Consider the following 25,257-nt stretch of genomic DNA (forward strand, 5'->3'; position numbering starts at 1 on the left):
CTCGCTAAAGCGTCGCATGTCGGTAGCGCACTTGCTCGACTGACGACGTGCCGAAATCCGCTGTGCGCCAAGTCCCATCGGGTCGCCAGCCCTCGCGTTCATAGAAGTGCCGAGCGCGGATGTTCGCGTCCAGCACCCACAGCACGGCGTCCGTCACACCGACCGCCCGCAGCCGCTCACGGGCGGCCGTCATGAGCAAGCCACCCAGGCCCGCACCCAGCCAGGCCGGGTCGACATAAAGGGCCATCAGCTCACCGAAGTTCGGTAAGTCGTTGTCGCGACACGGGCCCACGGTGGCAAAGCCGCGAATCGCAGACCCGTCGACCGCGACGAAGGTGGACGGCATCCGCAAGCCCATCCGGCCGAAGGTGTACCGATTGACCAACGCCTCCGGGGTGAGGCCCTCGAGGTAGTCCTGGTCGACGAGCCCGCGATACGCCGAGCGCCAAGACCGCGCGTGCAGGCAGGCCACCTCGTAGGCATCCGCAGGGACCGCCGCCCGCACCTCCGTCATCGTTGCAGTATTCGACGATCCGGGTTGTTGCGCAGCCTCGCGTCGAGTGCTGTGCTTACCCGGGTGCGTAGTTGACACCCGTCAAGAATCCGGAGGGTACGAAATGGCAGACACGGCATCCATCGGGCTGAGGGTCCGCGGGAAGGTCATCGTGATCACCGGCGGCGCCCGGGGCATCGGGCTGGCCACCGCCACCGCGTTGCACAATTTGGGCGCCAAAGTGGCCATTGGCGACGTCGACGAGGTGCGGGTGAAGGAATCCGGCGCCGCGCTCGGCCTGGATGTGTACGGCAAACTCGACGTCACCGACCCGCACTCGTTCTCCGACTTCCTCGACGAGGTCGAGCGCCAACTGGGCCCGATCGACGTGCTGGTCAACAACGCCGGCATCATGCCGCTCGGCCGGATTGTCGACGAGCCGGACGCCGTCACCCGGCGCGTCCTCGACATCAACGTCTACGGCGTGATCCTGGGCAGCAAGCTGGCGGCCCAGCGGATGGTCCCCCGCGGCTCCGGACACGTCATCAACGTCGCCTCGCTCGCCGGGGAAACCTATATCGCCGGGGCGGCCACCTACTGCGCCAGCAAGCACGCGGTGATCGGGTTCACCGATGCCGCCAGGGTCGAAAACCGCCGGGCGGGCGTGAAATTCTCGGTCGTCATGCCGACGTTCGTGAACACCGAACTGATCGCCGGCACCTCCGGGGCCAAGGGGATCAAGAACGCCGAGCCGGCCGACATCGCCGAGGCGATCGTCAAACTGGTGGCGCATCCCAGGCCGCGCGTGCGGGTCACGAAGACGGCCGGCGCGATCATCGCGTCGCAGAAATTCATGCCGCGCGCGCTGTCCGAGGGACTGAACCGCGCGCTCGGCGGCGAGCACGTCTTCACCGACCACGTCGATGCCGAGAAGCGCAAGGCCTACGAGTCGCGCGCTCGCGGCGAAGAATGAGCATCGCGTCGGGCGCCGTTCACCGCAGGCGCGGACAATCGACGGGGTGAGCCTAGAAACCCAGACAACCGCTCCCCTTGCCGACGACGAACTCGACCTGATCAACGCATATTGGCGCGCCGCCAACTACGTGTCCGTTGGACAGATCTACCTGCTGGACAACCCGCTTTTGACCGAACCGCTGTCGCCCGAGCACGTCAAACCGCGGCTGCTGGGACACTGGGGCACCACTCCGGCGCTCAACCTGATCTACGCGCATCTGAACCGGATCATCCGCGCCCGCGACGCCAGCGTCATCTACGTCACCGGGCCCGGCCACGGCGGCCCGGCGCTGGTCGCCAACGCCTATCTCGAGGGCACCTACAGCGAGGTGTACACCGGCATCGAGGAGGACGCCGAAGGGCTGCGAAAGCTGTTCCGGCAGTTCTCTTTTCCCGGCGGTATCCCCAGTCACGTCGCGGCCCAGACGCCCGGCTCCATCCACGAGGGCGGCGAACTGGGCTACGCGCTGGTGCATGCCTACGGCGCGGCCTTCGACAACCCGGATCTGGTCGTGGCCTGTGTGATCGGCGACGGCGAGGCCGAGACCGGGCCGCTGGCCGCCAGCTGGCATTCCAACAAGTTCCTCAACCCGGCCACCGACGGCGCGGTGCTGCCCATCCTGCAGCTCAACGGCTACAAGATCGCCAACCCGACCGTGCTGGCACGCATCCCCCACACCGAACTCGAGGCGCTGCTGCGCGGCTACGGCTACCGGCCCATCACGGTCGCCGGTGATGACCCGGCCAACGTGCACCAGCAGCTGGCCGCCGCGCTCGACGACGCCTTCGACGAGATTGCGGCCATTCAGAGCGCCGCCCGCAGCGGCAACCAGGCGCAGCGAGCCGTCTGGCCGATGATCGTGCTGCGCACGCCCAAGGGCTGGACCGGGCCGAAGGTGGTGGACGGCAAGAAGGTCGAAGGCACCTGGCGATCACACCAGGTTCCGCTCGCCGAGACGCACGACAACCCCCAGCACCGGGCTCAGCTCGAGGAGTGGCTGCGCAGCTACCGGCCCGAGAAGCTTTTCGACGGCGACGGCAAACTGCGGGCCGAGCTGCGGGCGCTGGCACCCAGCGGTGATCGCCGGATGAGCGCCAACCCGCACGCCAACGGCGGCCTGCTGCTGCACGACCTCGACCTGCCGGACTTCCGCGACTACGCGGTCACGGTGACGCGGCCGGCCGCCGTGACGCACGAGGCGACCCGGGTGCTGGGCACCTTCCTGCGGGACGTGATCGCCCGCAATTGCGACCGGTTCCGCCTGATGGGTCCCGACGAAACCGCCTCCAACCGGCTGGACGCCGTCTACGGGTCGACGGCCAAGGTCTGGCTTTCCGAGCTCGGGCCGGACGACGAGAACCTCGCCGCCGACGGACGGGTGATGGAGGTGCTCTCCGAACACCTGTGCCAGGGCTGGCTGGAGGGCTACCTGCTGACCGGCCGGCATGGCCTGTTCAACTGCTACGAAGCGTTCGTCCACATCGTCGACTCGATGCTCAACCAGCACGCCAAATGGCTTGCCACCAGCCGGGAGCTGCCGTGGCGGCGGCCGATCGCGTCGCTGAACTACCTGCTGTCCTCGCACGTGTGGCGTCAGGACCACAACGGCGCCTCGCACCAAGATCCCGGCTTCATCGACCTGGTGGCCAACAAGCGGGCCGAATTGACCCGGGTGTACCTGCCGCCGGACGGCAACACGCTGCTGTCGGTGGCCGACCATTGCCTGCGCAGCCGCGACTACATCAACGTCATCGTCGCCGGCAAGCAGCCGGCGCTGGCCTACCTGGACATGGACCAAGCGGTCGCGCACTGCGCGCGCGGCGTGGGCATCTGGCCATGGGCGAGCACCGCCACCGCCGAACCCGACGTGGTGCTCGCCTGCGCCGGGGACATCCCGACGTTGGAGACCCTGGCGGCCGCCGACATCCTGCGTCGCGAACTGCCGGAGCTGGCGGTCCGGGTGGTCAACGTCGTCGACCTGATGCGGCTGCAGCCGGATTCCGAGCATCCACACGGCTTGCCCGACCGGGAGTTCGACGCGCTGTTCACCCGCGACAAGCCGGTCATCTTCGCCTACCACGGCTACCCGTGGCTGATCCACCGGCTCACCTACCGCCGCACCAACCACCCGCGCATCCACGTGCGCGGGTTCAAGGAGCGCGGCACCACCACGACGCCGTTCGACATGGTGATGCTGAACGATCTGGACCGCTTCCATTTGGTGATGGACGTCATCGACCGGGTCGACGGGCTGGCCAGCCGGGCCGCCGTGCTGCGCCAGCGCATGGTCGATGCCCGGCTCGCCGCGCGCACCTACACCCGCGAGCACGGCGAGGATGACCCGCAGATCGCCGGCTGGACCTGGGAGTGAGACGACCCATCGGGCTGGGAGTCGAGTATGCAACCTCGCTCGCTAGCCCCGCCCGATGCGCAGTGGTAGTGAAATCGGTCCGCGTAGGGAGGGTGTGACGCTCCACTGCACCGGTCCGGCCAGCTCCAGGCTGTCAACCTCGTCGAGCAGGCAGTCGATGGCTGCGATGGCCTCGAGCCGGGCGAGATGCGCGCCCAGGCAGAAGTGCAGGCCGTGGCCGAACGCCAGATGCCCGATCGTGTTGCGATGGATGTCGAATCGGTCCGGCTCGTCGAACTTGGCGGGATCACGGTTGGCCGAGGCATAAAAAAGCAATACTCTTGCGCCCTCGGGGATTACCGTGTCGCCGATCTCATAATCGGTGGTCGCGGTTCTGGTCACCCACTGAACCGGCGAACCCCAACGGGCCGTCTCTTCGACCGCGGCGGGGAGCAGGCTGCGGTCGGCTTTGAGTTGGGCAAACAATTCCGGGTCCTCGGCCAGTTGCACCAACAGCATCCCCAACAGGTTTGTCGTCGTCTCGTTACCGGCCACCAGTAGGACCAGCATGTAGAGGAATGCCTCGTGATCGGTGAGGTCACCGGTCGCCGTCGCCGATTGCAATCGGCTCAACAGGTCTTCAGTGGGCTGCGTTGCACGGCAGCGCATTTCGGCGTCGGCGAAGCTGCGCAGCCGCAGATAGGCTTGCATGGCGGACCCGATCAACCGCACGACCTCCGGTAGGGATCGTGGAGCGAACATCTGCGCGAACTTCTCCGACACCGATCGGAATGCCGGCCACTGCTCTCGCGGAATGCCAAGGATATTGGCGATCACGTTGATGGGCATCGGGACGGTCAGAGCCGAGACCATGTCGACGATCTCCCCGCTGTTCAGGGCCGCGTTCGTGTCGCGGGCCAAGTCGCGGATGCCGGGTGCCCATGCCTGCACCGCCCGCTTGCTAAACAGTGGTGCGACGACATGCCGCAATCGGCTGTGATCGGGCGGGTCGGTAAAGATCACCATGCTGGCCACGAATGACCGCAGCATGATGCCGTCTCTCGAAGAGAATGTGTCGTTGTCGCGGACGGCGGTGTGCACATCGTCGTATCGCCCGACCATCCAGACGCCGAGTCGCTCGTTGACGACGACGGGATGCTCTCGAATCCGCTCCAAGTCGGGGTACGGATTGGCGATGCTCTGCGGGAGTGTGGGGTCGAACCCGGTGCGCGGCACCGACCGGTCCCCCGAATGCGGTCGCGGTCGACGCAGGTCGCGGTAGGCGCCGGTCGCGACCGGCCGCCAGAGATCCGTCACGGAACTGCGTGCCGCCGAGGCAACGGCCCGCAGCGGGGGCCGAAGGAGATCAGTCGCCATACCGATGACGCTAGGGACACGTCGCGACCGCGGTAATGACCGATTCAGACAGGCATTTGATACTTTCAGACACGTGCGTGGTGCCGCGACGACAATCTGGGATATCGCGCTGTCCTCGGCGACGGGCCGGCACATCCTCGAAACCGCCGGGCAGCACGGACTCGATCCCGCGACGTGCCTGTCCGGAACGGGACTGACTGCTGACGACCTGGCCAACCCCGCCACCGAGGTTTACGCCAGCCAGGAGCTGACGATGATCCGCAACCTGGTCGCGCTGCTGGGCGACCAACCGGGGTTGGGCATGGAAACCGGGTCGCGCTACAACTTCGCCGACACCGGCATCCTGGGCTACGCGTTGATGGCCAGTCCGACGTTCGGTGATGCCATCGACGTCGCGTGTAAGTACGCCGCCCTGACCGCGTCGTACCTGTGCCTGGTCGGCCCGGAGGTGACGACTACCGAAGCCGTCATCGCTTTCGACGACGCACAGGTTCCCCGCGACATTCGCCAGTTTCTGCTGGAGCGCGATTTCGCGATCATGTTGCGGATCCTGCCGCTGCTCCTGGGCGCCGGCCATTCGCCGATCACCGTTCGAGTCGAGTTCGCGGACCTGCAGTTGCCCACCGATACGGTGGAAATCGAAAACCTGACGGTCGTCGTCGAGGAGACCTCTCGCAACGTGCTGGTTATCCCGATTGACCTGGTCAACCAGCCTATGCCGGCGGCGGACCCGCAGACCGCGGCGATCTGCGTTCGCCAGTGCGAGGAGCTGTTGAATCGGCGGCGCATTCGTCGGGGGCTGGCTGGTGCCATTCGCACGCGGATGGTCCAGGACTCGACACAGATTCCCGCGATGGCCACGGTCGCCAAGGAGTTATGCATCACCGAACGAACTCTGCACCGCCGACTGGCCGCCGAGGGCACCAGCTACCGTGCGCTGCTCGACGAGGTCCGCGCGACCCTGGCCGCCGAACTGTTGAACTCGGGTCTCACCGTCGAGGAAACCGCGCGCCGGCTGGGGTACTCGGAGACCGCCGCATTCACCCGAGCCCACAGCCGCTGGAACGGATGTCCGCCCCGCAGGCGAAAGCGAGACTGATGGGGTAGTCGCGGCCCGCGGGTAAGCTTGTCGAATGCTCGAGGCGCCGGCTATCCCTGACACCCATCCGGTGATCTCGCAGCTCGCGGCGCTGCACAGGTTTCGGATCCATCTCGACATCGTCGTCGTCGTCGTCGTGCTGGTGCTGACCAATCTGGTCGCGCACTTCACCACGCCGTGGGCGAGCATCGGCGTCGTTCCCGCCGCTGCCGTCGGCCTGGTGTTCCTGATGCGCGCCAACGGCCTGGACTGGGCCGACTTGGGCCTGGGACGCGAACACTGGAAGTCGGGTGCGGGCTATGCGCTGGCCGCGGTCGTTATCGTTGCCTCGGTGATCGCCGTCGGGGTGCTGCTTCCCATGACCCGGCCGATGTTCCTGAACCACCGGTACGCCACCGTCTCCGGCGCGCTGATCGCCTCGATGGTCATCATCCCGCTGCAAACCGTGATCCCGGAGGAGCTGGCCTTTCGCGGCGTCCTGCACGGCGCGCTGCATCGGGCCTGGGGATTCCGCGGGGTCGCGCTGGCGGGATCGTTGCTGTTCGGCCTTTGGCATGTCGCGACGTCGCTCGGGCTGACCAGCAGCAACGTCGGCTTCACCCGGATTTTCGGCGGCGGCATCGTCGGGATGCTGGCGGGGGTGACCGGAGCCGTGCTGGCCACGGGAGCGGCCGGGTTCGTCTTCAGCTGGCTACGCCGGCGCAGCGGCAGCCTGATCGCGCCGATCGCGCTGCACTGGTCGCTCAACGGGCTCGGCGCGCTGGCAGCCGCGCTGGTCTGGCACCTGACGGCCTGAGGCCGGTCACACCACCAGCACGGCCGCGCCCGCGATGCGACCCGCGCTGAGATCGGCCAACGCCCGATGGGCTTGGCTCAGCGGGTATTGCGGCGTTGTCACCTCGATGTGGTGCTTGCCCGCGAAGTCGAGGAACGCCCGCGCGTCGGCCCGAGTGTTGGACGTGACCGAGCGGACCTGGCGTTCCTGGAACAGATGACGCTGGTAGTTGAGGGGCGGGATATCGGACAGGTGGATGCCGGCGATCGCCAAGGTGCCGCCGCGATCCAGCGCTTCCAGCGCGGGCAGCACCAGGTCACCGACCGGTGCGAACAGGATCGCCGCATCCAGCGGCACTGGCGGCGCATCGGCCGCGCCCTGCGCCGACGCCGCGCCGAGCTGCGTCGCCAGCTCGCGCGCCTCGGCGCCGCGGGTCATCACGTGCACCTCGGCGCCCTGTGCCAACGCGACCTGCGCGGTGATGTGGGCGCTGCCGCCGAAGCCGTAAAGCCCGAGCCGCCCGCCCGGTGGCAGGTCGGCCCGCAGCAGCGAGCGGTAGCCGATGATGCCGGCGCACAGCAATGGCGCCAGCTCGCTGTCGCTGTAGCCCGCCGGCAGGGGGTGCGCGAAAGCGGCGGGAACCGTGGCGAATTCGGCGTAGCCGCCATCGGCGTCCCAACCGGTGTAGCGGGACTGGGGGCACAGGTTCTCATCGCCCCGGCGGCAGTACTTGCACACGCCGCAGGTGTGGCGTAGCCAGGCGATCCCCACCCGGTCTCCCACGCCAAACCCGTCGCCCGCCTCGGAGCCAACCTCGACAACTTCCCCCACCACCTCGTGGCCGGGCGTGACCCGGTCGCGGTGCACGGGCAGGTCGCCCTCGGTGACGTGGAGGTCGGTGCGGCATACCCCGCAGGCTCGCACGGCGACCAGTAACTCGGACGGCCCCGGGTGCGGCACATCGGTGGTGACTTGCTCGAGCGGGGCGGTGTCCATCGGTCCGGGCCTGCGCACCCGCCATGCGTGCATGGTGGTCAGCGGTGGAACCATCCGTCCATCATCCCGCTAACCACCACTGCCGCAACGTGGTAACTGCGTTTAGGTCCGTCGCACCATGCCGACGATCCAGAGCAGGATCAGCGATCCGAGCAGCGCGGTGAAGAAGGTGAAGATCAGGCCACCACCCGCGGTGTTGACGAAGAAGCTCAGGAGGAAGCCGCCGATCAATGCACCGACGATGCCGATCACGATGTCCATCAGGATGCCGGCGCCACTGCCCCGGATTATCTTGCTGGCGAGCGCACCCGCCAGACCGCCGATGATGATGTATCCAATGATGCCGACGCTTGTGAACGTTGTTGAGCGGGCCAGGTATTCGGTAGCTGCCATGACGTCCATGCGGGTCTCCTTGCAATCGCTGGCAATGCCCAGCAAGTTGCTGGGCCGTCATTTCGGTATACCCGCTTTGCGTAACGAAAAAGGTGCCGTTTTGGAGACGGTTGGCGCGTCATCCTGACCGCCCCGATCGGGGCGGTCAGGTGGATTGCGTCCGCTGTGGTGCCGGCGTGGGTGTGGGGCTGACCTCTCCCGCCGGCGCCGGCGCGGGCGCTCCCGGGGCTGCCGGAGCCGGCGCCGGAGCCGGAGCTCCTGGCGCGGGTTGGGCTCCAGCTGCCGGTGCGGGCGGGCCCGCCCAGGGCTGGATCGACTCGGCCAGCGCCTTGGCCGCACCCTTGTCGACCGGGTCGTTCGCCGTCCCGAGCCACACCACGAACCAGCGTTGCGGCGGTCCGCCGTTGGGCGTGCTCGCCGCGGGCAGCTCGACCACGCCCGTCCAAATCTGGCCGTTGGGCTTGGACGCGTCGCTGAATTTGACTTCGTAGTAGGACGCGCTGCCGGTGATGCCATTGGCCCCGGTGAGCGGGGTGCTCTCCTGGTTGATTCGGGTGCCCGGATACGGCAGGAAGAACTCACCCATGTCCGAGCCCAGCCGCACCGCGGCCTTGGAGTTGTTGGCCTCGGCGCTGGCGTAAAGCTTCTGGTCCAGTCGGCCCATCACGATGCGGGTGTCGTTGGCGACCGGTGGCGGCTGGTCGGGCAGCGGCGGCTGCCCCGTCGTCTTACTCAGCAACGCCGAGCCGTAGTCGAGGTGGGACGCATCCGACTCCACCCAGCCGGGGGGAAGCACGTAGCTGAAGCCACCCACCGCGTTGGCGATCCGCCCGGCGTTCGGGTCGACGGGAGGCGGCGGCGGTGCGTTCGGGTCGACCGGCGGCGGCGGTGGTGGCGGGGGGGCGTTGGGATCGACTGGTGCCGGGGGCGCGCCGGGCGCCGGAGCGGCCGGCGGCGCAGCGGTTGCGGGAGCCGCCGGGCCGGCCGCCGGAGGTGGCGCCGTCGTCGTGGCCGGCGGGACCGGGGTCGGGACCTCCGGATCGGCGTTCGAGATCGCCGGCAACGCGATCGTGACGGCGCTGGCACTGGTCACTGTGGCTATCGCCAGCGTCGCCCACAGGCCTTTGCGACGTGTCGAGTTGGGTTCCACCTGCTCCATGGCGACGAACCTACCGTGTTACCGCTGTGACGCAAGGAGCCTTGCGGACAATTGCAGTGCCGTTTTGCCGATGTTGCCGATGTGCAACCGATGACGCAGCCGGGCGCTGAACTCTCGTCTCTCAGTGCGCCGCCGGATACAACGCCACCTCGTGAGCTTTGACGGAGAACCACACCTTTTCTCCAGGCGCCAGCCGCAGCTCCGAGGCGGCGTCGACGGTGATCTCCGCGGCCAGGCCGGGGGCGCCGTCGGGTTGCTGCTCGCCGCGCACCAACACCGCCGACCCGCGAATGTCCATCTCCGCCACCGTCACCTGGACTGTGTTGCGTGGGCTGCCGTGCGGTTGCTCTCGATAAACCGCCACCGCCGTGGGCGGGAAGACCGCGATCGCGTTTCGCCCGGCAGCGAGCTGGTCGCCCCCCTGAAGCGCGGGGGCCGCGTGCCAGCGCCCGCCGGAGGACGCGTGCAGCGAAGCGTCGGCGGCGACCGTCCCGTTGACCAGGTTGATGCCCGCGATGCGCGCCCCGAAGTGACTGCGCGGCGCAGTGAGCACGTCGGAGACGGGACCGATCTCGGCGATCTTGCCGGCCTCGATAACCAGCACCCGGTCGGCCAGCGTCAACACGTCGAGCAGGTCGTGAGTTATCAGGACGACCGCGCAACCGGTGCGGCTGACCGCGCCGCGCAACACCGCTCGGATCGCCGCGGCCGCGGCGACATCGAGACCGGTGAGCGGCTCGTCGAGCAGTAACACGTCGGGCTCGGCGGCCAGCGCCCGCGCGATCGCCACCCGCTGAGCGTGACCGCCGGACAGCTGCCGCGCCTTCCGGTCGCCGAGCCGCTCGGCGTCAACCTCGCGCAGCCAGCGCAGCGCCGTCGCCTTCTCCGCCGCCCGAGCCGGGCGAAGCCACCCGCGACGGCTGTGCGGCCCAAAGGCCACGTTGGCGGCGACGCTCATGTGCGGGAACAACAACGGGTCCTGCAACAGCAGGCCGACGCGGCGGTCGTGGGTCGCGACGTTCACCCCGGCCGCGGTGTCGGTCAGCACCCGATCCCCCAACCGCACCAACCCGCGATCCGGGCGGATCAGCCCGGCGATGACGTGCAGCGCGGTCGACTTGCCCGCGCCGTTGGGTCCCAGGACGGCCAGCACCTCGCCCGCGGACACCGAGAACTCCACATCCAGATGGCGTTCGGCGACGACGGCGCGCAGCTGCAATTCGCTCATCGCGGCCACCTCGCGTCGGTTCCGGTCAGCCGGCGCGCGCCCAGCCCCAACACCACCAGAGCCGCCACGGCCACCAACAGGATCGACAACGCCACCGCCGCGTTCGCGTCGCTCACCCGCTGCAGGTAGATCTCCAGCGGCAGCGTGCGGGTGACCCCTTGGCGAGACCCGGCGAACGTCAGCGTTGCGCCGAACTCCCCCAGCGAGCGCGCGAACGCCAGCACCGCCCCCGACATCAGGCCCGGCAGCAGCAGCGGCAGGGTGACTCGCCACCAGACCGTGCTGGGCCGCGCGCCCAGCGTCGCCGCCACCACCTCGAAGTCGGCTCCCGCGGTACGCGCGGCGCCCTCCACGGAGATCACCAGAAACGGCAGCGATACGAAGGTCTGTGCCAACACCACGGCAGTGGTGCTGAACGCGATGCTGATGCCGGCCGCTTCGAAGTACCGGCCGAGCAATCCGAGCCGGCCGAAAGCGTAGAGCAGCGCAATCCCGCCCACCACCGGCGGCAGCACCAAGGGCAACAGGATCAACGGCCGCAGCAGCCGCACCAGGCGCGCCGTGCTGCGGGCCAGCACCAGCGCCATCGGCACGCCCAGCAAGACGCACAGCACGGTGCTGGCGACGGCGGTCTTGAGGCTGAGCAGCAGGGCGGTCTGTGACGAGGAGGTCGTGATCAGCGACCAAAAATTCGGCCAGTCGACCTTGATCGCGATGGCCAGCAACGGCAGCACCACGAACGCGGTCCCCACGGCGGCGGGGACGTACACCCATCGCGGCAGATCCGTAGGCCGGTGCACGGTTCAGGGTTTGGCGAAGCCCGATTGGGCCAGGATGGTTTGACCGGTGTCCCCGGTCACCATGGCCACGAACCGTTGCGCCAACGTAGGTTGCGGCGCGTTCTTCAACACCGCGATCGGATAGACATTCACCGCGCCGGCGGCCTCCGGGAAACCGACGGTCGTCACCTTGTTCCCGGCGCTGTGGGCGTCGGTGACGTACACGAGCCCGGCGTCGGCCTGACCGCTGGTGACCTTGTTGAGGACGTCCGTCACGCTCAGCTCCTCGCTCACCGGGTTGAGGTGGACCCCGGTGCTGTCCTCGACCCGTTGGCTCGCCGATCCGCACGGCACCGGCTTCTGGCAGATCACCACGCCCAGCCCCGGCCTCGCGAGGTCGGCGAAGGATTCGACCTTCTTGGGGTTGCCCGGTGCGGTGACGATCACCAATGTGTTCGAGGCGAAGTTCGTCGGGTTGCCGGACAGCAAGCCGGCCTTGGCGACCGTGTCCATCTGCGCGGTGTCCGCCGACGCGAAGACGTCGGCGGTCGCGCCCTGCGTCAACTGAGTGGCCAATTCCGAAGAACCCGCGAACTCGAATTCGACATTGCTGCCCGGATTTTGGGCCTTGAACTGCGCACTGATCTGGGTGAACGCGGGCTTCAGCGAGGCGGCGGCAAACGCCACTACCCTGCCGGACGCCGCGGAGGGCGAGGACGGTTTCGAAGCGCATCCGGCCAGGCCCGCCGCCAGCATCATCGAACCCACACCGGCAAGGATCCCGATCCGCCGCATGCGTGCACCCTAACCCGCCGACGATGCGGACCTCTTGGCGGCTTAATCGTCGCAAAAAAGTGCCGACCAAAGAGTTACGCAAATGATCCGCGCGTCGCGGCGTCAAGAATTTCCCCGACTAGCTACTGTCCAGTAACATCGACAGGGATTGATGCCATAACGCGCTGAGATCCAGGCAGGTTTGGTCAGCGGTCCTGTGGTTCCTGGCCACACGAACTGCCAGGGTCTGGGTTCAACGTTGAACACGAGGAGGTCATGGCAGTGGAGGTGCTGGTCACCGGCGGGGACACCGAGCTGGGGCGCACAGTGGCCGAAGGCTTTCGCGATGACGGTCACAAGGTGACCCTCGTGGGTGCGCGGCGCAGCGATCTGGAGGTCGCCGCCAAGGAATTGGACGTGGACGCGATCGTCTGCGACACCACCGACCCGGCCAGCCTGACCGAGGCCCGTGGCTTGTTCCCCCACCACCTGGACACCATCGTTAACGTGCCGGCGCCCTCCTGGGAAGCCGGTGACCCACGCACCTACTCGATCGCCGACACGGCCAACGCGTGGCGGAATGCCTTGGACGCCAACGTGCTTTCGGCGGTGCTGACGGTGCAGACCGTGGGTGATCACCTTCGCTCGGGTGGCTCCATCATCAGCGTGGTGCCCGAGAACCCGCCCGCCGGCAGCGTCGACGCCGCGATCAAAGCGACCCTGTCGAATTGGGTCGCGGGACAGGCGAGCATCTTCGGCACGCGTGGCATCACTGTCAACGCCGTGGCCAGCGGGCGCAGCGCCCAGCCCGGCTACGACGGCCTCTCCCGCACGCCCCCGTCGGTCGCCGTCGAGGTCGCCCGTTTGGCGCTGTTCCTGACCACCCCGGCGGCGCGCCACATCACCGGCCAGACGCTGCACGTCAGCCACGGCGCGCTCGCGCAATTCGGCTGAGGGCGTAATCCGCGGCCGAGCCGTACCGTCCCGCGCGGCGCCGCACTACGGTAGATCGCGTGGCTATTCGACTCGGTCTGCAAATTCCCAACTTCTCCTACGGCACCGGGGTGGAGCAGCTCTTCCCCACTGTTCTGGCTCAGGCCCGCGAGGCCGAATCGGCTGGTTTCGACTCGGTCTTCGTGATGGACCACTTCTACCAACTGCCCATGCTGGGAGATCCCGACCAGCCGATGCTGGAGGCCTACACCGCCCTGGGCGCGCTGGCCACCGCCACCGAACGAGTTCAGTTGGGCACCTTGGTAACCGGCAACACCTACCGCAACCCGGCGCTACTGGCGAAGACCATCACCACCCTCGATGTGGTGAGCCAGGGCCGCGCGATCCTGGGGATCGGCACCGGCTGGTTCGAACTCGAACACGACCAACTGGGTTTCGAATTCGGCACCTTCACCGACAGGTTCAACCGGCTTGAGGAGGCGCTGCAGATCATCCTGCCGATGATCAAGGGTGAGCGGCCGACCTTCTCCGGCAAGTGGTACCAGGTGCGCGAGGCGCTCGCGAATCCGCGCTTCCGCGAACACATTCCGCTGATGATCGGCGGCAGCGGTGAGAAGAAGACAATCCCCCTCGCCGCGCGCCACTTCGATCACCTGAACGTAATCGCCGGATTCGACGAGCTGCCAGGCAAATTGGAGGTTGTCCGCCGGCGCTGCGAGGACATCGGCCGTGACCCGGCGACGCTGGAAACCAGTACGTTGACCACGGTGCTGATCGACGAGAACGCGAAACCCGATCAGATTCCGGCCGAAATGGCGCAGCGCATGGTGGTCGGCAGCCCCGACTCGGTCGCCGACCAGATCAAGGCCAAAGTCGTGGACGCCGGCATCGACGGCGTGATCATCAACCTGCCCTTCTACACCCCCGGCGTGATCAGCGCCGTGGGTGACGCGCTGCGCCCGGTCGTCGGCCTTTAGCCGCCGACGCCGCTCGCGTGGGGTCGCGGATTAGTCGCGCCGCGGTAATACTTCCTCCTAGCAGCGTTCACCTGCGCCACAACGGCGCAGCGCAGAAGAGGGCCGGGAGAGGCCATGAAGAAACGAGCCCTGGCGGTGATCGCGGTCGGTGTGGCGTTCGCCGCGCCCTCGATCGCGCACGCCGACAACAACGCGATCGCGATGGCGATATCGGACTCCACCGGCCACATCGACATCGCCGACGGAGCCGCCAGCCCGGGTGCTGCCGAGAAGGCGGTGATGGAAACGTGCCGCAAGACCATCAGCGACTGTCGTCTGCTGGCCAGCGGGCAGGGCGGATGCGTGGCGCTCGTATTGAACGCGGCCAAATCGAGATACTTCGGTGGCTGGGGTCCGACGCGCGAAGAAGCGGAGGCAGCCGCGCTCGGACGCGCCCCCGGCGGAACGATCCAACAAGGCCACGACCACTGCGCGGGAGAAGGCTCCAGCCAGTGACCGCGGCTTGGTGCCGGAGAGGCTGATAAGTACGCCACAGCGCCCGTCGCCCACCAGGCATTTCGGCCCTGTAGAACGTTAGTGTTGCAAACAACACATGCTTATCTATTAGGTTTCCGGGTATCCGCCTGACTAGCGTTGTGGCTAACTGCAGTCGCGTGTCCAAAAGCCCCAGTCAGGAGCAGCGGAAACATGAGTCCCCCACCAGAAACCACAGCTGGAACCGAACGTCGCCACCAGGTCGTCATCATCGGTTCGGGATTCGGTGGACTCAACGCGGCAAAGAAACTCAAGCATGCCAACGTCGACATCAAACTGATCGCGCGCACCACCCATCACCTGTTTCAGCCGTTGCTGTACCAGGTGGCGACGGGCATCGTGTCCGAAGGCGACATCGCCCCGCCCACCCGGGTCGTCCTGCGCAGGCAGCGCAACGTCCAGGTTCTCCTCGGTGACGTCACGCATATCGATCTGGCCGGGAAGTACGTGGTCTCCGATTTGCTCGGCCACACCTACGAAACCCCTTACGACAGCCTGATTATCGCCGCGGGCGCGGGCCAGTCGTACTTCGGCAACGACCACTTCGCCGAGTTCGCGCCCGGCATGAAGTCGATTGACGACGCGCTAGAGGTGCGCGGCCGGATCTTGAGCGCGTTCGAACAAGCCGAACGGTCGCGCGATCCGGAACGACGGGCCAAGCTGCTGACGTTCACCGTCATCGGCGCCGGCCCCACCGGCGTCGAAATGGCCGGGCAGATTGCGGAATTGGCGACCCACACGCTGAAGGGCTCGTTCCGTGGCATCGACTCCACCAAGGCGCGAGTGATCCTGCTCGACGCCGCCCCCGCCGTGCTGCCGCCGTTCGGCGACAAGCTGGGTACGCGGGTGCGCGACCGGCTGGAGAAGATGGGCGTGGAGATCCAGTTGGGAGCGATGGTCACCGACGTCGACCGCAACGGCATCACGGTCAAGGACTCCGACGGCACGATCCGGCGCATCGAGTCTGCCTGCAAGGTGTGGTCCGCGGGTGTGCAGGCCAGCGGGCTGGGCCGAGACCTGGCAGAGCAGTCGTCGGTGGAACTCGACCGGGCCGGCCGGGTCAAGGTGCTGCCCGACCTGTCGATCCCGGGGCACCCCAGCGTGTTCGTGGTCGGCGACATGGCCGCCGTCGAAGGCGTTCCAGGCGTGGCGCAGGGCGCGATCCAGGGCGCCAAGTATGTCGCCAACACGATCAAAGCCGAACTGGGCGGGGCCGACCCGGCAGAGCGCGAGCCGTTCCAGTACTTCGACAAGGGGTCGATGGCCACCGTTTCGCGGTTCTCCGCGGTGGCCAAGGTCGGCCCGTTGGAGTTCAGCGGCTTCATCGCCTGGCTGATGTGGCTGGTGCTGCACCTGGTTTACCTGGTCGGGTTCAAGACCAAGGTCAGCACGTTGCTGTCGTGGACGGTGACCTTCCTGAGCACCCGGCGCGGCCAGCTGACCATCACCGAGCAGCAGGCATTCGCCCGCACCCGCCTCGAACAACTGGCGGTGCTCTCCGCGGAAGCCAAGCGCCCGGCGGCCGCCAAGCGAGCGAGTTGACCGGCCGGCCGTTCGGCTTGCCAGGTACTCAGCAGCCCGCGAAAGACGTTTCGGGATAGCGTAATTCGTGGATCGCAGCGGCGGAACGTGACGGTAGCCACCCCTTCGCCTCCACCCGCGCCCGCTCGCGCAACCCCACCCGGTTCGCCTACGCCTCGAGGTTCTGCAGCCGCACCTGGCCGCGGGCGACCACCTTGTCGTCGGCATCGGTGATGGTGACCAGCCACAACTGCTGGCGGCGGCCGCGGTGGATCGGTTCGGCAGCGCCGTACACCATGCCGGAGCCGATGGAACGCAGAAAGTCGGTGTTGTTGTTGACTCCCACGACGTTCCCACCGCCGCGGGTGGCGAGCCAGGTATAGGCGGCCACGCTGGCCATGCTTTCGATGATCGAGCAATAGACACCGCCGTGCACGAGGCCCATCGGCTGCAACAGTTTCGGGGTGACCTCGAGTTGGGCCCGGGCGCCGTCGGGGCTGAGTTCGGTGAATTGCAGCCCGATCTCCTGATCGAAGGGTGCGGTGAAATCCGGCGGGATGGTCGTCTCCGGAGGCTGTGGCACGTTCTGTGTCTACACCATCGGTCGGGTGACGGCGCTCGCGGCGGGAATCCTTGTCCCGGAAGCGGCTGAGCCCCGTGCCACTCGGGCACGGGGCTCGCCGATCGAGTAGACCGGGGGTCACTGCAGCCCTCAGGACTCTGCCGCGGTCGTTGTTCGCTCGACCCGGTTAGAATAGGCAAGCCTGCCCTAATTTTGCAAGGACCTATTCGGCGGCGCGGTGAGACGCTGCGGTACGACCGTCGGTAGTAACCCGGAGTACGATGAGGTCGACGCTCAGGAGAGAACGCACTATGGCGAAACTGACCCGGCTAGGGGATCTGGAACGAGCCGTGATGGATCACTTGTGGTCCACGCCGGAACCTCAAACGGTCCGCCAGGTCCATGATGCGTTGTCCGCGCGACGCGACCTTGCCTACACGACGATCATGACTGTCCTGCAACGGCTGGCCAAGAAGAATCTGGTTTCCCAGATCCGCGACGACCGGGCCCACCGGTACGCACCCGTGCACGGTCGCGACGAGCTCGTCGCCGGGCTCATGGTCGACGCGCTGGCCCAGGCCGAAGATTCCGGCGGCAGGCAGGCCGCGCTTGTCCATTTCGTCGAGCGGGTGGGCGCCGACGAGGCCGACGCGCTTCGGCGAGCGCTCGCCGAATTGGAAGCCAATCCACGCCATAATGCGCCATCCGCTGGCGCGTCGACGGAGGACTGAGGGAGACTGACAGCGTGTCCGCGCTGGCCTTCACCATCCTTGCGGTGCTGCTGGTCGGCCCGGTGCCGGCCATGTTGGCACACGCGAGCTGGCCGCTGCGCGCCCCCCGCGCCGCGATGGTGTTGTGGCAGGCCATCGCGCTGGCCGCGGTTCTCTCGGCGTTCAGCGCCGGCATCGCGACCGCCAGTCGCCTGCTCATGCCCGGCCCCGACGGGCGACCCACCGCCAGCATCATCGGCGCAGCCGGCCGGCTCGGGTGGCCGCTGTGGGGGGCATACATCAGCGTCTTCGCACTGACCGTGCTGGTCGGCGCCCGATTGATGGTTGCCGTTGTCCGGGTGGCCATCGCCAATCGGCGCCGACGGGCCCATCACCGCATGGTGGTCGATCTGGTCGGAGTCGGCCACGGCGCGCCGCTTCGCCAGCCTTGTGCCCGTACGCGCGACCTCCGCGTCTTGGACGTTCCGCAGCCGCTTGCCTACTGCCTGCCGGGGGTGCGCAGTCGGGTGGTGGTCAGCGAGGGGGCGCTGAGCGCGCTCGCCGATGCGGAAGTCGCGGCGATCCTCACTCACGAGCGGGCGCATCTGCGGGCCCGGCACGACCTCGTCCTGGAAGCCTTCACCGCGGTGCACGCCGCGTTTCCCCGGCTGGTGCGTAGCGCGAACGCGCTCGGCGCGGTACAGCTGCTCGTCGAGTTGCTCGCCGACGACGCCGCCGTGCGCGCGGAGGGTCGCGCTCCCCTGGCGCGGGCGCTGGTTGCCTGCGCGTCCGGGCGGGCGCCGTCCGGAGCACTGGCGGCGGGCGGCACCAGCACGGTGGTCCGCGTGCGCCGGCTGTGCGGGGGTGGCAACAGCCTGGCGTTGTCGGCGGCCGCATACCTGGCCGCGGTAGCCGTGTTCGTGGTGCCCACCGTCGCGTTGGCCGTACCGTGGCTCACGGAGCTGCGGCGCCTGTTCAACCTCTGACGCAGCACCGGAGCCATCACCCCGGGCGGCCGTATGTCCGCTGTGCCACAGTGTGACGGAAAGCTTTTCGGCACAGTTCTCCGACTTGAGAGGCGAAGACATGGGTTCGTCGGATACCCCCCCGAGTTCCAAGACCGCTACCGCGCAAATCGGCGTCACCGGCCTGGCGGTGATGGGTTCGAACATCGCCCGCAATTTCGCCCACCACGGCTACACCGTGGCGCTGCACAACCGCTCGGTCGCCAAAACCGACGCGCTGCTCGCAGAGCACGGTGACGAGGGCAAGTTCGTGCGGTCGGAGACCATCGCGGAGTTTTTGGACGCCCTGGAGAAGCCGCGGCGGGTGCTCCTCATGGTCAAGGCCGGCGACCCCACCGACGCCGTCATCAACGAGCTCGCCGACGCCATGGAAGAAGGCGACATCATCATCGACGGCGGCAACGCGCTCTACACCGACACCATTCGCCGCGAGAAGGCGATGCGCGACCGGGGCCTGCACTTCGTCGGCGCCGGGATCTCCGGTGGCGAGGAAGGCGCGCTGAACGGCCCGTCGATCATGCCGGGCGGTCCCGCCGAGTCCTATAAGTCGCTGGGCCCGCTGCTCGAGGAGATCTCCGCCCACGTCGACGGCGTCCCGTGCTGCACGCACATCGGGCCCGACGGCGCCGGCCACTTCGTCAAGATGGTGCACAACGGCATCGAGTACTCCGACATGCAGCTGATCGGCGAGGCCTACCAGCTGCTGCGCGACGGACTCGGCAAGACCGCGGGCGAGATCGCCGACGTCTTCGACGAGTGGAACAAGGGCGACCTGGACAGCTTCCTGGTCGAGATCACCGCTCAGGTGCTGCGCCAGGCCGACGCCAAGACCGGGAAGCCGCTCGTCGACGTCATCCTCGATGAGGCCGAGCAGAAAGGCACCGGCCGCTGGACGGTGAAGTCGGCCCTGGACCTCGGGGTTCCGGTCACCGGCATCGCTGAGGCCGTGTTCGCCCGCGCGCTGTCGGGCTCGGTCACCCAGCGCAAGGCCACCACGGGGTTGGCCTCGGGCGAGCTGGGCGCCAAACCGAGCGACTCAAAGCAGTTCGTCGAGGACGTGCGGCAGGCCCTTTACGCATCCAAGATCATCGCGTACGCGCAGGGCTTCAACCAGATACAGGCCGGCAGCGCCGAATACGACTGGGGCATCACGCCGGGCGACCTGGCCACCATCTGGCGCGGCGGTTGCATCATCCGGGCGAAGTTCCTCAACCGTATCAAGGACGCGTTCGACGAAGACCCCGACCTGCCGACGCTGATCGTCGCGCCCTACTTCCGCAGCGCGATCGAGGCGGCGATCGACGGTTGGCGTCGCGTCGTGGTGACCGCCACGCAGCTGGGCATCCCGATCCCGGGCTTCTCCTCCGCGCTGTCCTACTACGACGCCCTGCGCACCGAGCGGCTGCCCGCGGCACTGACCCAGGGCCTGCGGGACTTCTTCGGCGCCCACACCTACGGCCGGACCGACGACGACCCGGACAAGCGCTTCCACACGCTGTGGAGCGGAGACCGCAGCGAAGTACCCGCCTAGCCGGGTACTACTTACAGGACACGAGGGGGCAGGGGCGACGGCGATGAGATATCTGGACGGGCATCGGCCCGGGTACGACCTGACCTACAACGACGTCTTCATCATGCCGAACCGGTCGGAGGTCGCGTCGCGCTTCGATGTCGACCTGTCCACCAACGACGGCTCGGGCACCACCATCCCGGTCGTGGTCGCCAACATGACCGCGGTGGCCGGCCGGCGGATGGCCGAGACGGTTGCGCGGCGGGGCGGCCTGGTCATCCTGCCGCAGGACATCCCGATCACCGCCGTGCAGCAGACCGTGGAGTTCGTCAAGAGCCGTGATCTGGTGCTCGACACCCCTGTGGTGCTGTCGCCCGACGATTCGGTGTCGGATGCGACCGCGCTGATCCACAAGCGCGCGCACGGGGTCGCCGTCGTCGTCTTCGAGGGCCGCCCGATGGGCTTGGTGAGCGAATCGTGCTGCCTCGGCGTGGACCGCTTCACCAGGGTGCGTGACGTCGCGATCACCGACTTCGTCACCGCCCCGGTCGGCACCGAGCCCCGCAAGATCTTCGACCTGCTCGAGCACGCCCCGATCGGGGTCGCCGTGGTGACGAACGCGGACGGCACGCTGGCCGGCGTGCTGACCCGCACCGGGGCCGTCCGGACCGGCCTCTACACCCCGGCGGTCGACGCCGGCGGTCGGCTGCGTATCGGCGCGGCCGTCGGTATCAACGGCGATGTAGGAGCAAGGGCCCGCTCCCTAGTCGAGGCGAACGTCGACGTGCTTGTCGTCGATACGGCACACGGGCATCAGGTCAAGACGCTCGAAGCGATCCGGACGGTCTCATCGCTCGAACTCGGTGTGCCGCTGGTTGCAGGCAACGTCGTCTCGGCGGAAGGCACCCGCGACCTGCTCGCCGCCGGAGCGAACATCGTCAAGGTCGGTGTCGGGCCGGGCGCCATGTGCACCACCCGGATGATGACCGCCGTGGGCCGCCCGCAATTCTCCGCCGTGGTCGAATGCGCTTCGGCGGCAAGGCAGCTGGGTGGGCATGTCTGGGCCGACGGCGGCGTCAGGCATCCGCGGGACGTGGCGCTGGCGCTGGTCGCCGGGGCGTCCAACGTGATGATCGGGTCGTGGTTCGCCGGGACCTACGAATCGCCCGGCGACCTAATGCGCGACCGCGAAGACCAGCCCTACAAGGAGAGCTATGGCATGGCGTCCAAGCGGGCGGTGGTCGCCCGCAGCGCCGCCGACACCGCCTTCGACCGCGCCCGCAAAGCGCTGTTCGAGGAAGGCATTTCGACGTCGCGGATGGAGCTCGACCCCGACCGCGGCGGCGTCGAGGATTTGATCGACCACATCACCTCGGGCGTGCGCAGCACGTGCACTTACGTCGGCGCCGCCAACCTGACGGACCTGTATGAGCAAGCCGTCGTCGGGGTACAGTCGACCGCGGGCTTCGCCGAAGGCCATCCCCTGCCGCTGGGTTGGTGACGCCGGGCCACCATCCCGGGTCACGCCTCGGCGGTGGGGCGTTTCAGCGCGTACAGCGACATGCGCCGGTTCGTCGTGTCGTACTCGCCGAGGAACGCGCATCCGACCTCCTCGCACACCCGGCGCGCCGCGGTGTTGCGGTGATCGGGATCGAACATGATGCGGCGGCAGCGGGGCTCGACGGAGAAGACGCTGGCGACGATCCGCGGCAACAGCATCAGGCCCAGTCCCCGGTGCACCAGGGCCGGGTCGGCGATGGCGGCGTGCAGCCCCAGGTCATACGGCTCGGCATCGTAGTGCTCCGAAATCAGATCCTTTGCGCCCCAATATAATTCGAGGTACGCAAAATCCCTGCCGCGGAAGCTGCCCACCAGCGGCAGCGAGTACGTTCCGTCGAGTTGCGCGCCCAGGTGGCGCTTCCATTGGGGCGTCGGCCAGTCGTATTCCCAGGCCGCCGCCAGGTGCGGAAGGTTCATCCATTCCGACACCATGCCCGCGTCGTTGCGCTCCGCGACGCGCAGCGCGAAGGGCGGATCCAGCGCGGGAAGCGGGGGCCGGGCCACGCGCGCGATCTCGTCGGTGAGGTCGAGGCGCTCGCGGGGCAGGACGTGAGCTGATCGGGTTTCGGGTGGGGCTTCGGACGCCATAATGCGCGAGCATAACTGGGTAAGGTTAGGCAACCCATACTCGGGTCGCCTCATGAGAGGCGATCGCGGCTTCCCGAAAACGGTGGTCGACCGAGGGCGGGGGCGATCCGGCTACCATAAGTCAGCAAAGACGGAAGCGACCGCGTCCGCACCGGTTTCAGGCAGCGAAGGGATCGACGTGCCGCAGGCACCCATGCAGGCCATGGGCTTCCGAGCGCGGCAGCCGTCGGACGAGCCGCCCGATGCGGAGCCTCCCCCGGCCCGCCGGACAGGCCAATCGGCCAGCGGGGGGCGGTAATCCATGAACGTCGCCGTCATCGTGATCAGCGTCTTGGCCATCGCCGTGCTCATTTTCGGCAACGCGATCTTCGTCGCCGCCGAGTTCTCGCTCACGACGCTGGACCGCAGCGCGGTGGAAGCCAACGCCCGCGCCGGCGGACGCCGCGACCGCGCGATCCGGCGCGCGCACCACAGGTTGTCGTTTCAGCTGTCCGGCGCGCAATTGGGCATTTCCGCCACCACATTGGCGGCCGGCTACCTGACCGATCCGATGCTGGCCAACCTCCCACACCCATGGTTTGACGCCATCGGGATTTCCGACCGGGTGGCCGACGCGATCATGGCGTTCCCGGCGTTGGTCATCGTCACCTCGGTGTCGATGGTGTTCGGCGAGCTGGTCCCGAAATACCTTGCCGTTGCGCGGCCGCTGTCCACCGCGCGGGCCGTGGTGGGCGTTCAGCTGCTGTTCTCGCTGCTCTTCACCCCGGCCATCCGACTCACCAACGGCGCTGCGAACTGGATCGTGCGCCAGCTGGGTATCGAGCCGGCCGAAGAGCTGCGCTCGGCGCGGTCGCCGCAGGAACTACTGTCGCTGGTGCGTTCGTCCGCGCGCAGCGGCTCCCTGGATGCGGCCACCGCGTCGCTGGTGCGGCGCTCCCTGCAATTCGGCGCCCTCACCGCCGAGGAATTGATGACACCCAGGTCGAAGATCGTGGCGTTGCAGACCGACGACACGGTCGCCGACCTGGTGGCCGCGGCCGCCGAGTCCGGATTCTCCCGATTCCCGATCGTCGACGGCGACCTCGACGAAACCGTCGGCATCGTGCACGTCAAACAGGTGCTGGCCATTCCGGCGGCCGACCGGGCGCGCACGCCGCTGATCACGGTGGCGCAGCCCGTTCCGGTGGTGCCGTCGACGCTGGACGGCGACGCCGTGATGGCCGAGATCCGCGCCAACAGCCTGCAGACGGCGATGGTTGTCGACGAATACGGCGGCACCGCGGGCATGGTGACCGTCGAGGACCTGATCGAAGAGATCGTCGGCGACGTCCGCGACGAACACGACGACGCCACTCCGGATGTGGTGGCGGCCGGAACCGGTTGGCGCGTCTCGGGTTTGCTGCGCATCGACGAGGTGGCCACCGCCACCGGCTTCCGGGCCCCGGAGGGACCCTACGAGACCATCGGCGGGCTGGCGCTGCGCGAATTCGGCCACATCCCGGTGGCCGGTGAAACGGTGAAGTTGCCGGCCTTGGACGCCGACGGGCTGTTGGACACCTCGCTGCGCTGGCAAGCGACCGTCATCCGGATGGAGGGGCGCCGGATCGACCTGCTGGAGTTGATTGAGCTTCGGGGTCAAGGCGACACCCCGGCGGCAGGTGGGCACCGATGAACAACACCCTGGGCGTGTTGTTGGCGATGCTGCTGATCGGCGTCAACGCCTTCTTCGTCGGCGCGGAATTCTCGTTGATCTCGGCCCGGCGCGACCGCCTCGAAGCGCTGGCCGAACAGGGCAAGGCCCGGGCGGTCACGGTGATCCGCGCCGGAGAGCAGCTCCCGGCCATGCTGGCCGGGGCCCAGCTCGGAATCACGGCCGCCTCGCTGCTGCTCGGGCGGATCGGCGAGTCAGCGGTGTCCGATCTACTGCGTACGGCGTTGGGGCTGACCAGCATTCACCCGGCGCTGCTGCACACGTTGTCGTTCGCGATCGCGTTGGCGATCGTGGTCACACTGCACGTGTTGCTGGGCGAGATGGTGCCCAAGAACATCGCGCTGGCCGGTCCCGAGCGCACGGCCATGCTGCTGGTGCCGGCCTACCTGGCCTATGTGCGCGCAGCGCGGCCGTTCATCGTGTTCTACAACAAGTGCGCGAGCGTCGTGGTGCGCGCGCTGGGCGTGGAGCCCAAGGAGGGCCTCGAGATCACCGTCTCCCCCATCGAGTTGAGCGAGATGATCGCCGAATCGGAGTCCCAAGGGTTGCTGGACCGCGAGGAACACAGCAGGCTGACCCGGGCGCTGCAGATCGGCACCCGGGTGGTCGGTGACGTTGCCGTTCCGCTCGCCGATGTCCACGCGGTGCCGGTGGTCGCGGCGGGCACCGGCCCGACGGTCGGCGCCGTCGAGGAAGCCCTGGCCCAGACGGGCTACTCGCGGTTTCCGGTGGCGAACGTCAATGGCGAGTTCATCGGCTACCTGCACATCAAGGACATGCTGACGCTCGGTGACGACCCCGGGGCCGTGATCGACCTGGCGATGGTGCGCCCCCTTCCGCGGCTGCCCAGGTCGCTGCCGTTGGCCGACGCCTTGTCGCGGATGCGCCGCAGCAACAGCCATCTGGCGCTGGTGACCGATGCGGGCGGCGACGTGGTCGCGATGGTCGCGATGGAAGACCTGGTTGAGGACCTCGTCGGCACGATGCGCGAGGCGTAGAGGTACTGGTCGCCGGGTCGGACTGCCCAGAGCCCGTATGATTTCCAACGGCTACCAGTCAAGAAACTGCTGGAGGGCGCAGGATCCCTGGCGCGCTGATGCGTTGCTGGAATTCGATCCCCGGGCTCGCCGCAGCGGCATGGTTGGAGCTGTCAGCGCGGCCTGACCT

General features: G+C 67.9%; 24 protein-coding genes. 14 read left to right on the forward strand and 10 right to left on the reverse strand.

What is annotated here, in order from left to right:
* Positions 1-4: 4 nt before the first annotated feature.
* The gene (locus tag AWC17_RS31125; RefSeq protein ID WP_046182631.1) at positions 5-514 is read right to left on the reverse strand and encodes a GNAT family N-acetyltransferase; all 510 of its coding nucleotides are present in this window, start codon (positions 512-514) and stop codon (positions 5-7) included.
* A gap of 103 nt (positions 515-617) precedes the next feature.
* Between AWC17_RS31125 and AWC17_RS31130 the strand changes: the two genes are divergently transcribed.
* Positions 618-1,466, forward strand: coding sequence for an SDR family oxidoreductase (locus AWC17_RS31130; RefSeq protein ID WP_046182632.1), 849 nt, complete (start codon positions 618-620; stop codon positions 1,464-1,466).
* Positions 1,467-1,512: 46 nt separating this feature from the next.
* Positions 1,513-3,879, forward strand: a complete 2,367-nt coding sequence (locus AWC17_RS31135) for a phosphoketolase family protein (RefSeq protein WP_047323112.1) — start codon at positions 1,513-1,515, stop codon at positions 3,877-3,879.
* A gap of 42 nt (positions 3,880-3,921) precedes the next feature.
* On the opposite strand, the gene AWC17_RS31140 is transcribed toward AWC17_RS31135, so the two are convergent.
* Positions 3,922-5,235 carry a cytochrome P450 gene (locus tag AWC17_RS31140; protein WP_046186286.1) on the reverse strand — a complete coding sequence of 438 codons (1,314 nt, stop codon included), beginning with the start codon at positions 5,233-5,235 and terminating at the stop codon, positions 3,922-3,924.
* 73 nt (positions 5,236-5,308) lie between these two features.
* Between AWC17_RS31140 and AWC17_RS31145 the strand changes: the two genes are divergently transcribed.
* Both AWC17_RS31145 and AWC17_RS31150 read left to right on the forward strand, forming a co-directional pair.
* Positions 5,309-6,334, forward strand: coding sequence for an AraC family transcriptional regulator (locus AWC17_RS31145; protein WP_052742830.1), 1,026 nt, complete (start codon positions 5,309-5,311; stop codon positions 6,332-6,334).
* Positions 6,335-6,368: 34 nt separating this feature from the next.
* A complete protein-coding gene (locus AWC17_RS31150) occupies positions 6,369-7,130 on the forward strand; it encodes a CPBP family intramembrane glutamic endopeptidase (protein WP_046186287.1) in 762 nt (253 codons plus the stop codon).
* A gap of 6 nt (positions 7,131-7,136) precedes the next feature.
* Here the strand turns inward: AWC17_RS31150 and AWC17_RS31155 are convergent, their stop codons facing one another.
* The 6 genes from AWC17_RS31155 to modA form a co-directional block, all read right to left on the reverse strand.
* Complete coding sequence (locus AWC17_RS31155) at positions 7,137-8,159, reverse strand: zinc-binding alcohol dehydrogenase family protein (RefSeq protein WP_046186288.1); 1,023 nt, start codon at positions 8,157-8,159, stop codon at positions 7,137-7,139.
* Between the two features lie 48 nt (positions 8,160-8,207).
* Positions 8,208-8,507: a GlsB/YeaQ/YmgE family stress response membrane protein gene (locus AWC17_RS31160; RefSeq protein WP_046186289.1), complete on the reverse strand. Its 300-nt coding sequence runs from the start codon at positions 8,505-8,507 to the stop codon at positions 8,208-8,210.
* A 136-nt stretch (positions 8,508-8,643) separates the two neighbouring features.
* Positions 8,644-9,657, reverse strand: coding sequence for an alanine and proline-rich secreted protein Apa (locus AWC17_RS31165; protein ID WP_047323114.1), 1,014 nt, complete (start codon positions 9,655-9,657; stop codon positions 8,644-8,646).
* A gap of 121 nt (positions 9,658-9,778) precedes the next feature.
* Positions 9,779-10,885 carry a sulfate/molybdate ABC transporter ATP-binding protein gene (locus tag AWC17_RS31170; protein ID WP_046183928.1) on the reverse strand — a complete coding sequence of 369 codons (1,107 nt, stop codon included), beginning with the start codon at positions 10,883-10,885 and terminating at the stop codon, positions 9,779-9,781.
* On the reverse strand, positions 10,882-11,685 hold the full coding sequence (locus tag AWC17_RS31175) for an ABC transporter permease (protein WP_141224868.1): 804 nt from the start codon (positions 11,683-11,685) through the stop codon (positions 10,882-10,884). The genes AWC17_RS31170 and AWC17_RS31175 overlap by 4 nt, the downstream gene beginning before the upstream one ends.
* Before the next feature lie 3 nt (positions 11,686-11,688).
* Complete coding sequence (gene modA / locus AWC17_RS31180) at positions 11,689-12,459, reverse strand: molybdate ABC transporter substrate-binding protein (protein ID WP_046183926.1); 771 nt, start codon at positions 12,457-12,459, stop codon at positions 11,689-11,691.
* Between the two features lie 255 nt (positions 12,460-12,714).
* On the opposite strand from modA, the gene AWC17_RS31185 reads away from it, so the two are divergent.
* From AWC17_RS31185 to AWC17_RS31200, 4 genes are all read left to right on the forward strand, one after another.
* Entirely contained in the window at positions 12,715-13,392 is a 678-nt protein-coding gene (locus tag AWC17_RS31185) for an SDR family oxidoreductase (RefSeq protein WP_046183925.1), read from the forward strand.
* 59 nt (positions 13,393-13,451) lie between these two features.
* Positions 13,452-14,369, forward strand: coding sequence for an LLM class F420-dependent oxidoreductase (locus tag AWC17_RS31190; protein WP_046183924.1), 918 nt, complete (start codon positions 13,452-13,454; stop codon positions 14,367-14,369).
* A 114-nt stretch (positions 14,370-14,483) separates the two neighbouring features.
* Positions 14,484-14,864, forward strand: coding sequence for a DUF4189 domain-containing protein (locus AWC17_RS31195; protein WP_046183923.1), 381 nt, complete (start codon positions 14,484-14,486; stop codon positions 14,862-14,864).
* 192 nt (positions 14,865-15,056) lie between these two features.
* Positions 15,057-16,445, forward strand: a complete 1,389-nt coding sequence (locus AWC17_RS31200) for an NAD(P)/FAD-dependent oxidoreductase (protein ID WP_046183922.1) — start codon at positions 15,057-15,059, stop codon at positions 16,443-16,445.
* A 148-nt stretch (positions 16,446-16,593) separates the two neighbouring features.
* On the opposite strand, the gene AWC17_RS31205 is transcribed toward AWC17_RS31200, so the two are convergent.
* The gene (locus tag AWC17_RS31205) at positions 16,594-17,007 is read right to left on the reverse strand and encodes a PaaI family thioesterase (protein WP_046183921.1); all 414 of its coding nucleotides are present in this window, start codon (positions 17,005-17,007) and stop codon (positions 16,594-16,596) included.
* 290 nt (positions 17,008-17,297) lie between these two features.
* On the opposite strand from AWC17_RS31205, the gene AWC17_RS31210 reads away from it, so the two are divergent.
* The 4 genes from AWC17_RS31210 to AWC17_RS31225 all read left to right on the forward strand — a co-directional run bounded on the left by AWC17_RS31210 (position 17,298) and on the right by AWC17_RS31225 (position 21,732).
* On the forward strand, positions 17,298-17,717 hold the full coding sequence (locus AWC17_RS31210) for a BlaI/MecI/CopY family transcriptional regulator (RefSeq protein WP_046183920.1): 420 nt from the start codon (positions 17,298-17,300) through the stop codon (positions 17,715-17,717).
* Between the two features lie 14 nt (positions 17,718-17,731).
* Entirely contained in the window at positions 17,732-18,682 is a 951-nt protein-coding gene (locus tag AWC17_RS31215) for a M56 family metallopeptidase (RefSeq protein WP_046183919.1), read from the forward strand.
* Between the two features lie 100 nt (positions 18,683-18,782).
* Positions 18,783-20,252, forward strand: coding sequence for an NADP-dependent phosphogluconate dehydrogenase (gene gndA / locus AWC17_RS31220; RefSeq protein WP_046183918.1), 1,470 nt, complete (start codon positions 18,783-18,785; stop codon positions 20,250-20,252).
* 43 nt (positions 20,253-20,295) lie between these two features.
* The gene (locus AWC17_RS31225) at positions 20,296-21,732 is read left to right on the forward strand and encodes a GuaB1 family IMP dehydrogenase-related protein (protein ID WP_047323119.1); all 1,437 of its coding nucleotides are present in this window, start codon (positions 20,296-20,298) and stop codon (positions 21,730-21,732) included.
* 20 nt (positions 21,733-21,752) lie between these two features.
* Here the strand turns inward: AWC17_RS31225 and AWC17_RS31230 are convergent, their stop codons facing one another.
* Complete coding sequence (locus AWC17_RS31230) at positions 21,753-22,379, reverse strand: GNAT family N-acetyltransferase (protein ID WP_046183916.1); 627 nt, start codon at positions 22,377-22,379, stop codon at positions 21,753-21,755.
* Between the two features lie 301 nt (positions 22,380-22,680).
* On the opposite strand from AWC17_RS31230, the gene AWC17_RS31240 reads away from it, so the two are divergent.
* Together AWC17_RS31240 and AWC17_RS31245 are read left to right on the forward strand one after the other, a co-directional pair.
* Positions 22,681-24,051, forward strand: a complete 1,371-nt coding sequence (locus tag AWC17_RS31240; protein WP_046183915.1) for a hemolysin family protein — start codon at positions 22,681-22,683, stop codon at positions 24,049-24,051.
* Positions 24,048-25,088: a hemolysin family protein gene (locus AWC17_RS31245; protein ID WP_046183914.1), complete on the forward strand. Its 1,041-nt coding sequence runs from the start codon at positions 24,048-24,050 to the stop codon at positions 25,086-25,088. The genes AWC17_RS31240 and AWC17_RS31245 overlap by 4 nt, the downstream gene beginning before the upstream one ends.
* The last annotated feature ends 169 nt before the right edge of the window (positions 25,089-25,257 follow it).

It is taken from the genome of Mycobacterium nebraskense (assembly GCF_002102255.1).
Taxonomy (GTDB): domain Bacteria; phylum Actinomycetota; class Actinomycetes; order Mycobacteriales; family Mycobacteriaceae; genus Mycobacterium; species Mycobacterium nebraskense.

Excerpts from the sequence above, each read along its gene's own strand:
- AWC17_RS31125 (WP_046182631.1), bottom strand. The coding sequence starts at position 514 with ATGACGGAGGTGCGGGCGGCGGTCCCTGCGGATGCCTACGAGGTGGCC.
- AWC17_RS31130 (WP_046182632.1), top strand. The coding sequence starts at position 618 with ATGGCAGACACGGCATCCATCGGGCTGAGGGTCCGCGGGAAGGTCATC.
- AWC17_RS31140 (WP_046186286.1), bottom strand. The coding sequence starts at position 5,235 with ATGGCGACTGATCTCCTTCGGCCCCCGCTGCGGGCCGTTGCCTCGGCG.
- AWC17_RS31150 (WP_046186287.1), top strand. The coding sequence starts at position 6,369 with ATGCTCGAGGCGCCGGCTATCCCTGACACCCATCCGGTGATCTCGCAG.
- AWC17_RS31155 (WP_046186288.1), bottom strand. The coding sequence starts at position 8,159 with ATGGTTCCACCGCTGACCACCATGCACGCATGGCGGGTGCGCAGGCCC.
- AWC17_RS31160 (WP_046186289.1), bottom strand. The coding sequence starts at position 8,507 with ATGGACGTCATGGCAGCTACCGAATACCTGGCCCGCTCAACAACGTTC.
- AWC17_RS31165 (WP_047323114.1), bottom strand. The coding sequence starts at position 9,657 with ATGGAGCAGGTGGAACCCAACTCGACACGTCGCAAAGGCCTGTGGGCG.
- AWC17_RS31170 (WP_046183928.1), bottom strand. The coding sequence starts at position 10,885 with ATGAGCGAATTGCAGCTGCGCGCCGTCGTCGCCGAACGCCATCTGGAT.
- modA (WP_046183926.1), bottom strand. The coding sequence starts at position 12,459 with ATGCGGCGGATCGGGATCCTTGCCGGTGTGGGTTCGATGATGCTGGCG.
- AWC17_RS31185 (WP_046183925.1), top strand. The coding sequence starts at position 12,715 with ATGGCAGTGGAGGTGCTGGTCACCGGCGGGGACACCGAGCTGGGGCGC.
- AWC17_RS31195 (WP_046183923.1), top strand. The coding sequence starts at position 14,484 with ATGAAGAAACGAGCCCTGGCGGTGATCGCGGTCGGTGTGGCGTTCGCC.
- AWC17_RS31200 (WP_046183922.1), top strand. The coding sequence starts at position 15,057 with ATGAGTCCCCCACCAGAAACCACAGCTGGAACCGAACGTCGCCACCAG.
- AWC17_RS31210 (WP_046183920.1), top strand. The coding sequence starts at position 17,298 with ATGGCGAAACTGACCCGGCTAGGGGATCTGGAACGAGCCGTGATGGAT.
- gndA (WP_046183918.1), top strand. The coding sequence starts at position 18,783 with ATGGGTTCGTCGGATACCCCCCCGAGTTCCAAGACCGCTACCGCGCAA.
- AWC17_RS31225 (WP_047323119.1), top strand. The coding sequence starts at position 20,296 with ATGAGATATCTGGACGGGCATCGGCCCGGGTACGACCTGACCTACAAC.
- AWC17_RS31230 (WP_046183916.1), bottom strand. The coding sequence starts at position 22,379 with ATGGCGTCCGAAGCCCCACCCGAAACCCGATCAGCTCACGTCCTGCCC.
- AWC17_RS31240 (WP_046183915.1), top strand. The coding sequence starts at position 22,681 with ATGAACGTCGCCGTCATCGTGATCAGCGTCTTGGCCATCGCCGTGCTC.
- AWC17_RS31245 (WP_046183914.1), top strand. The coding sequence starts at position 24,048 with ATGAACAACACCCTGGGCGTGTTGTTGGCGATGCTGCTGATCGGCGTC.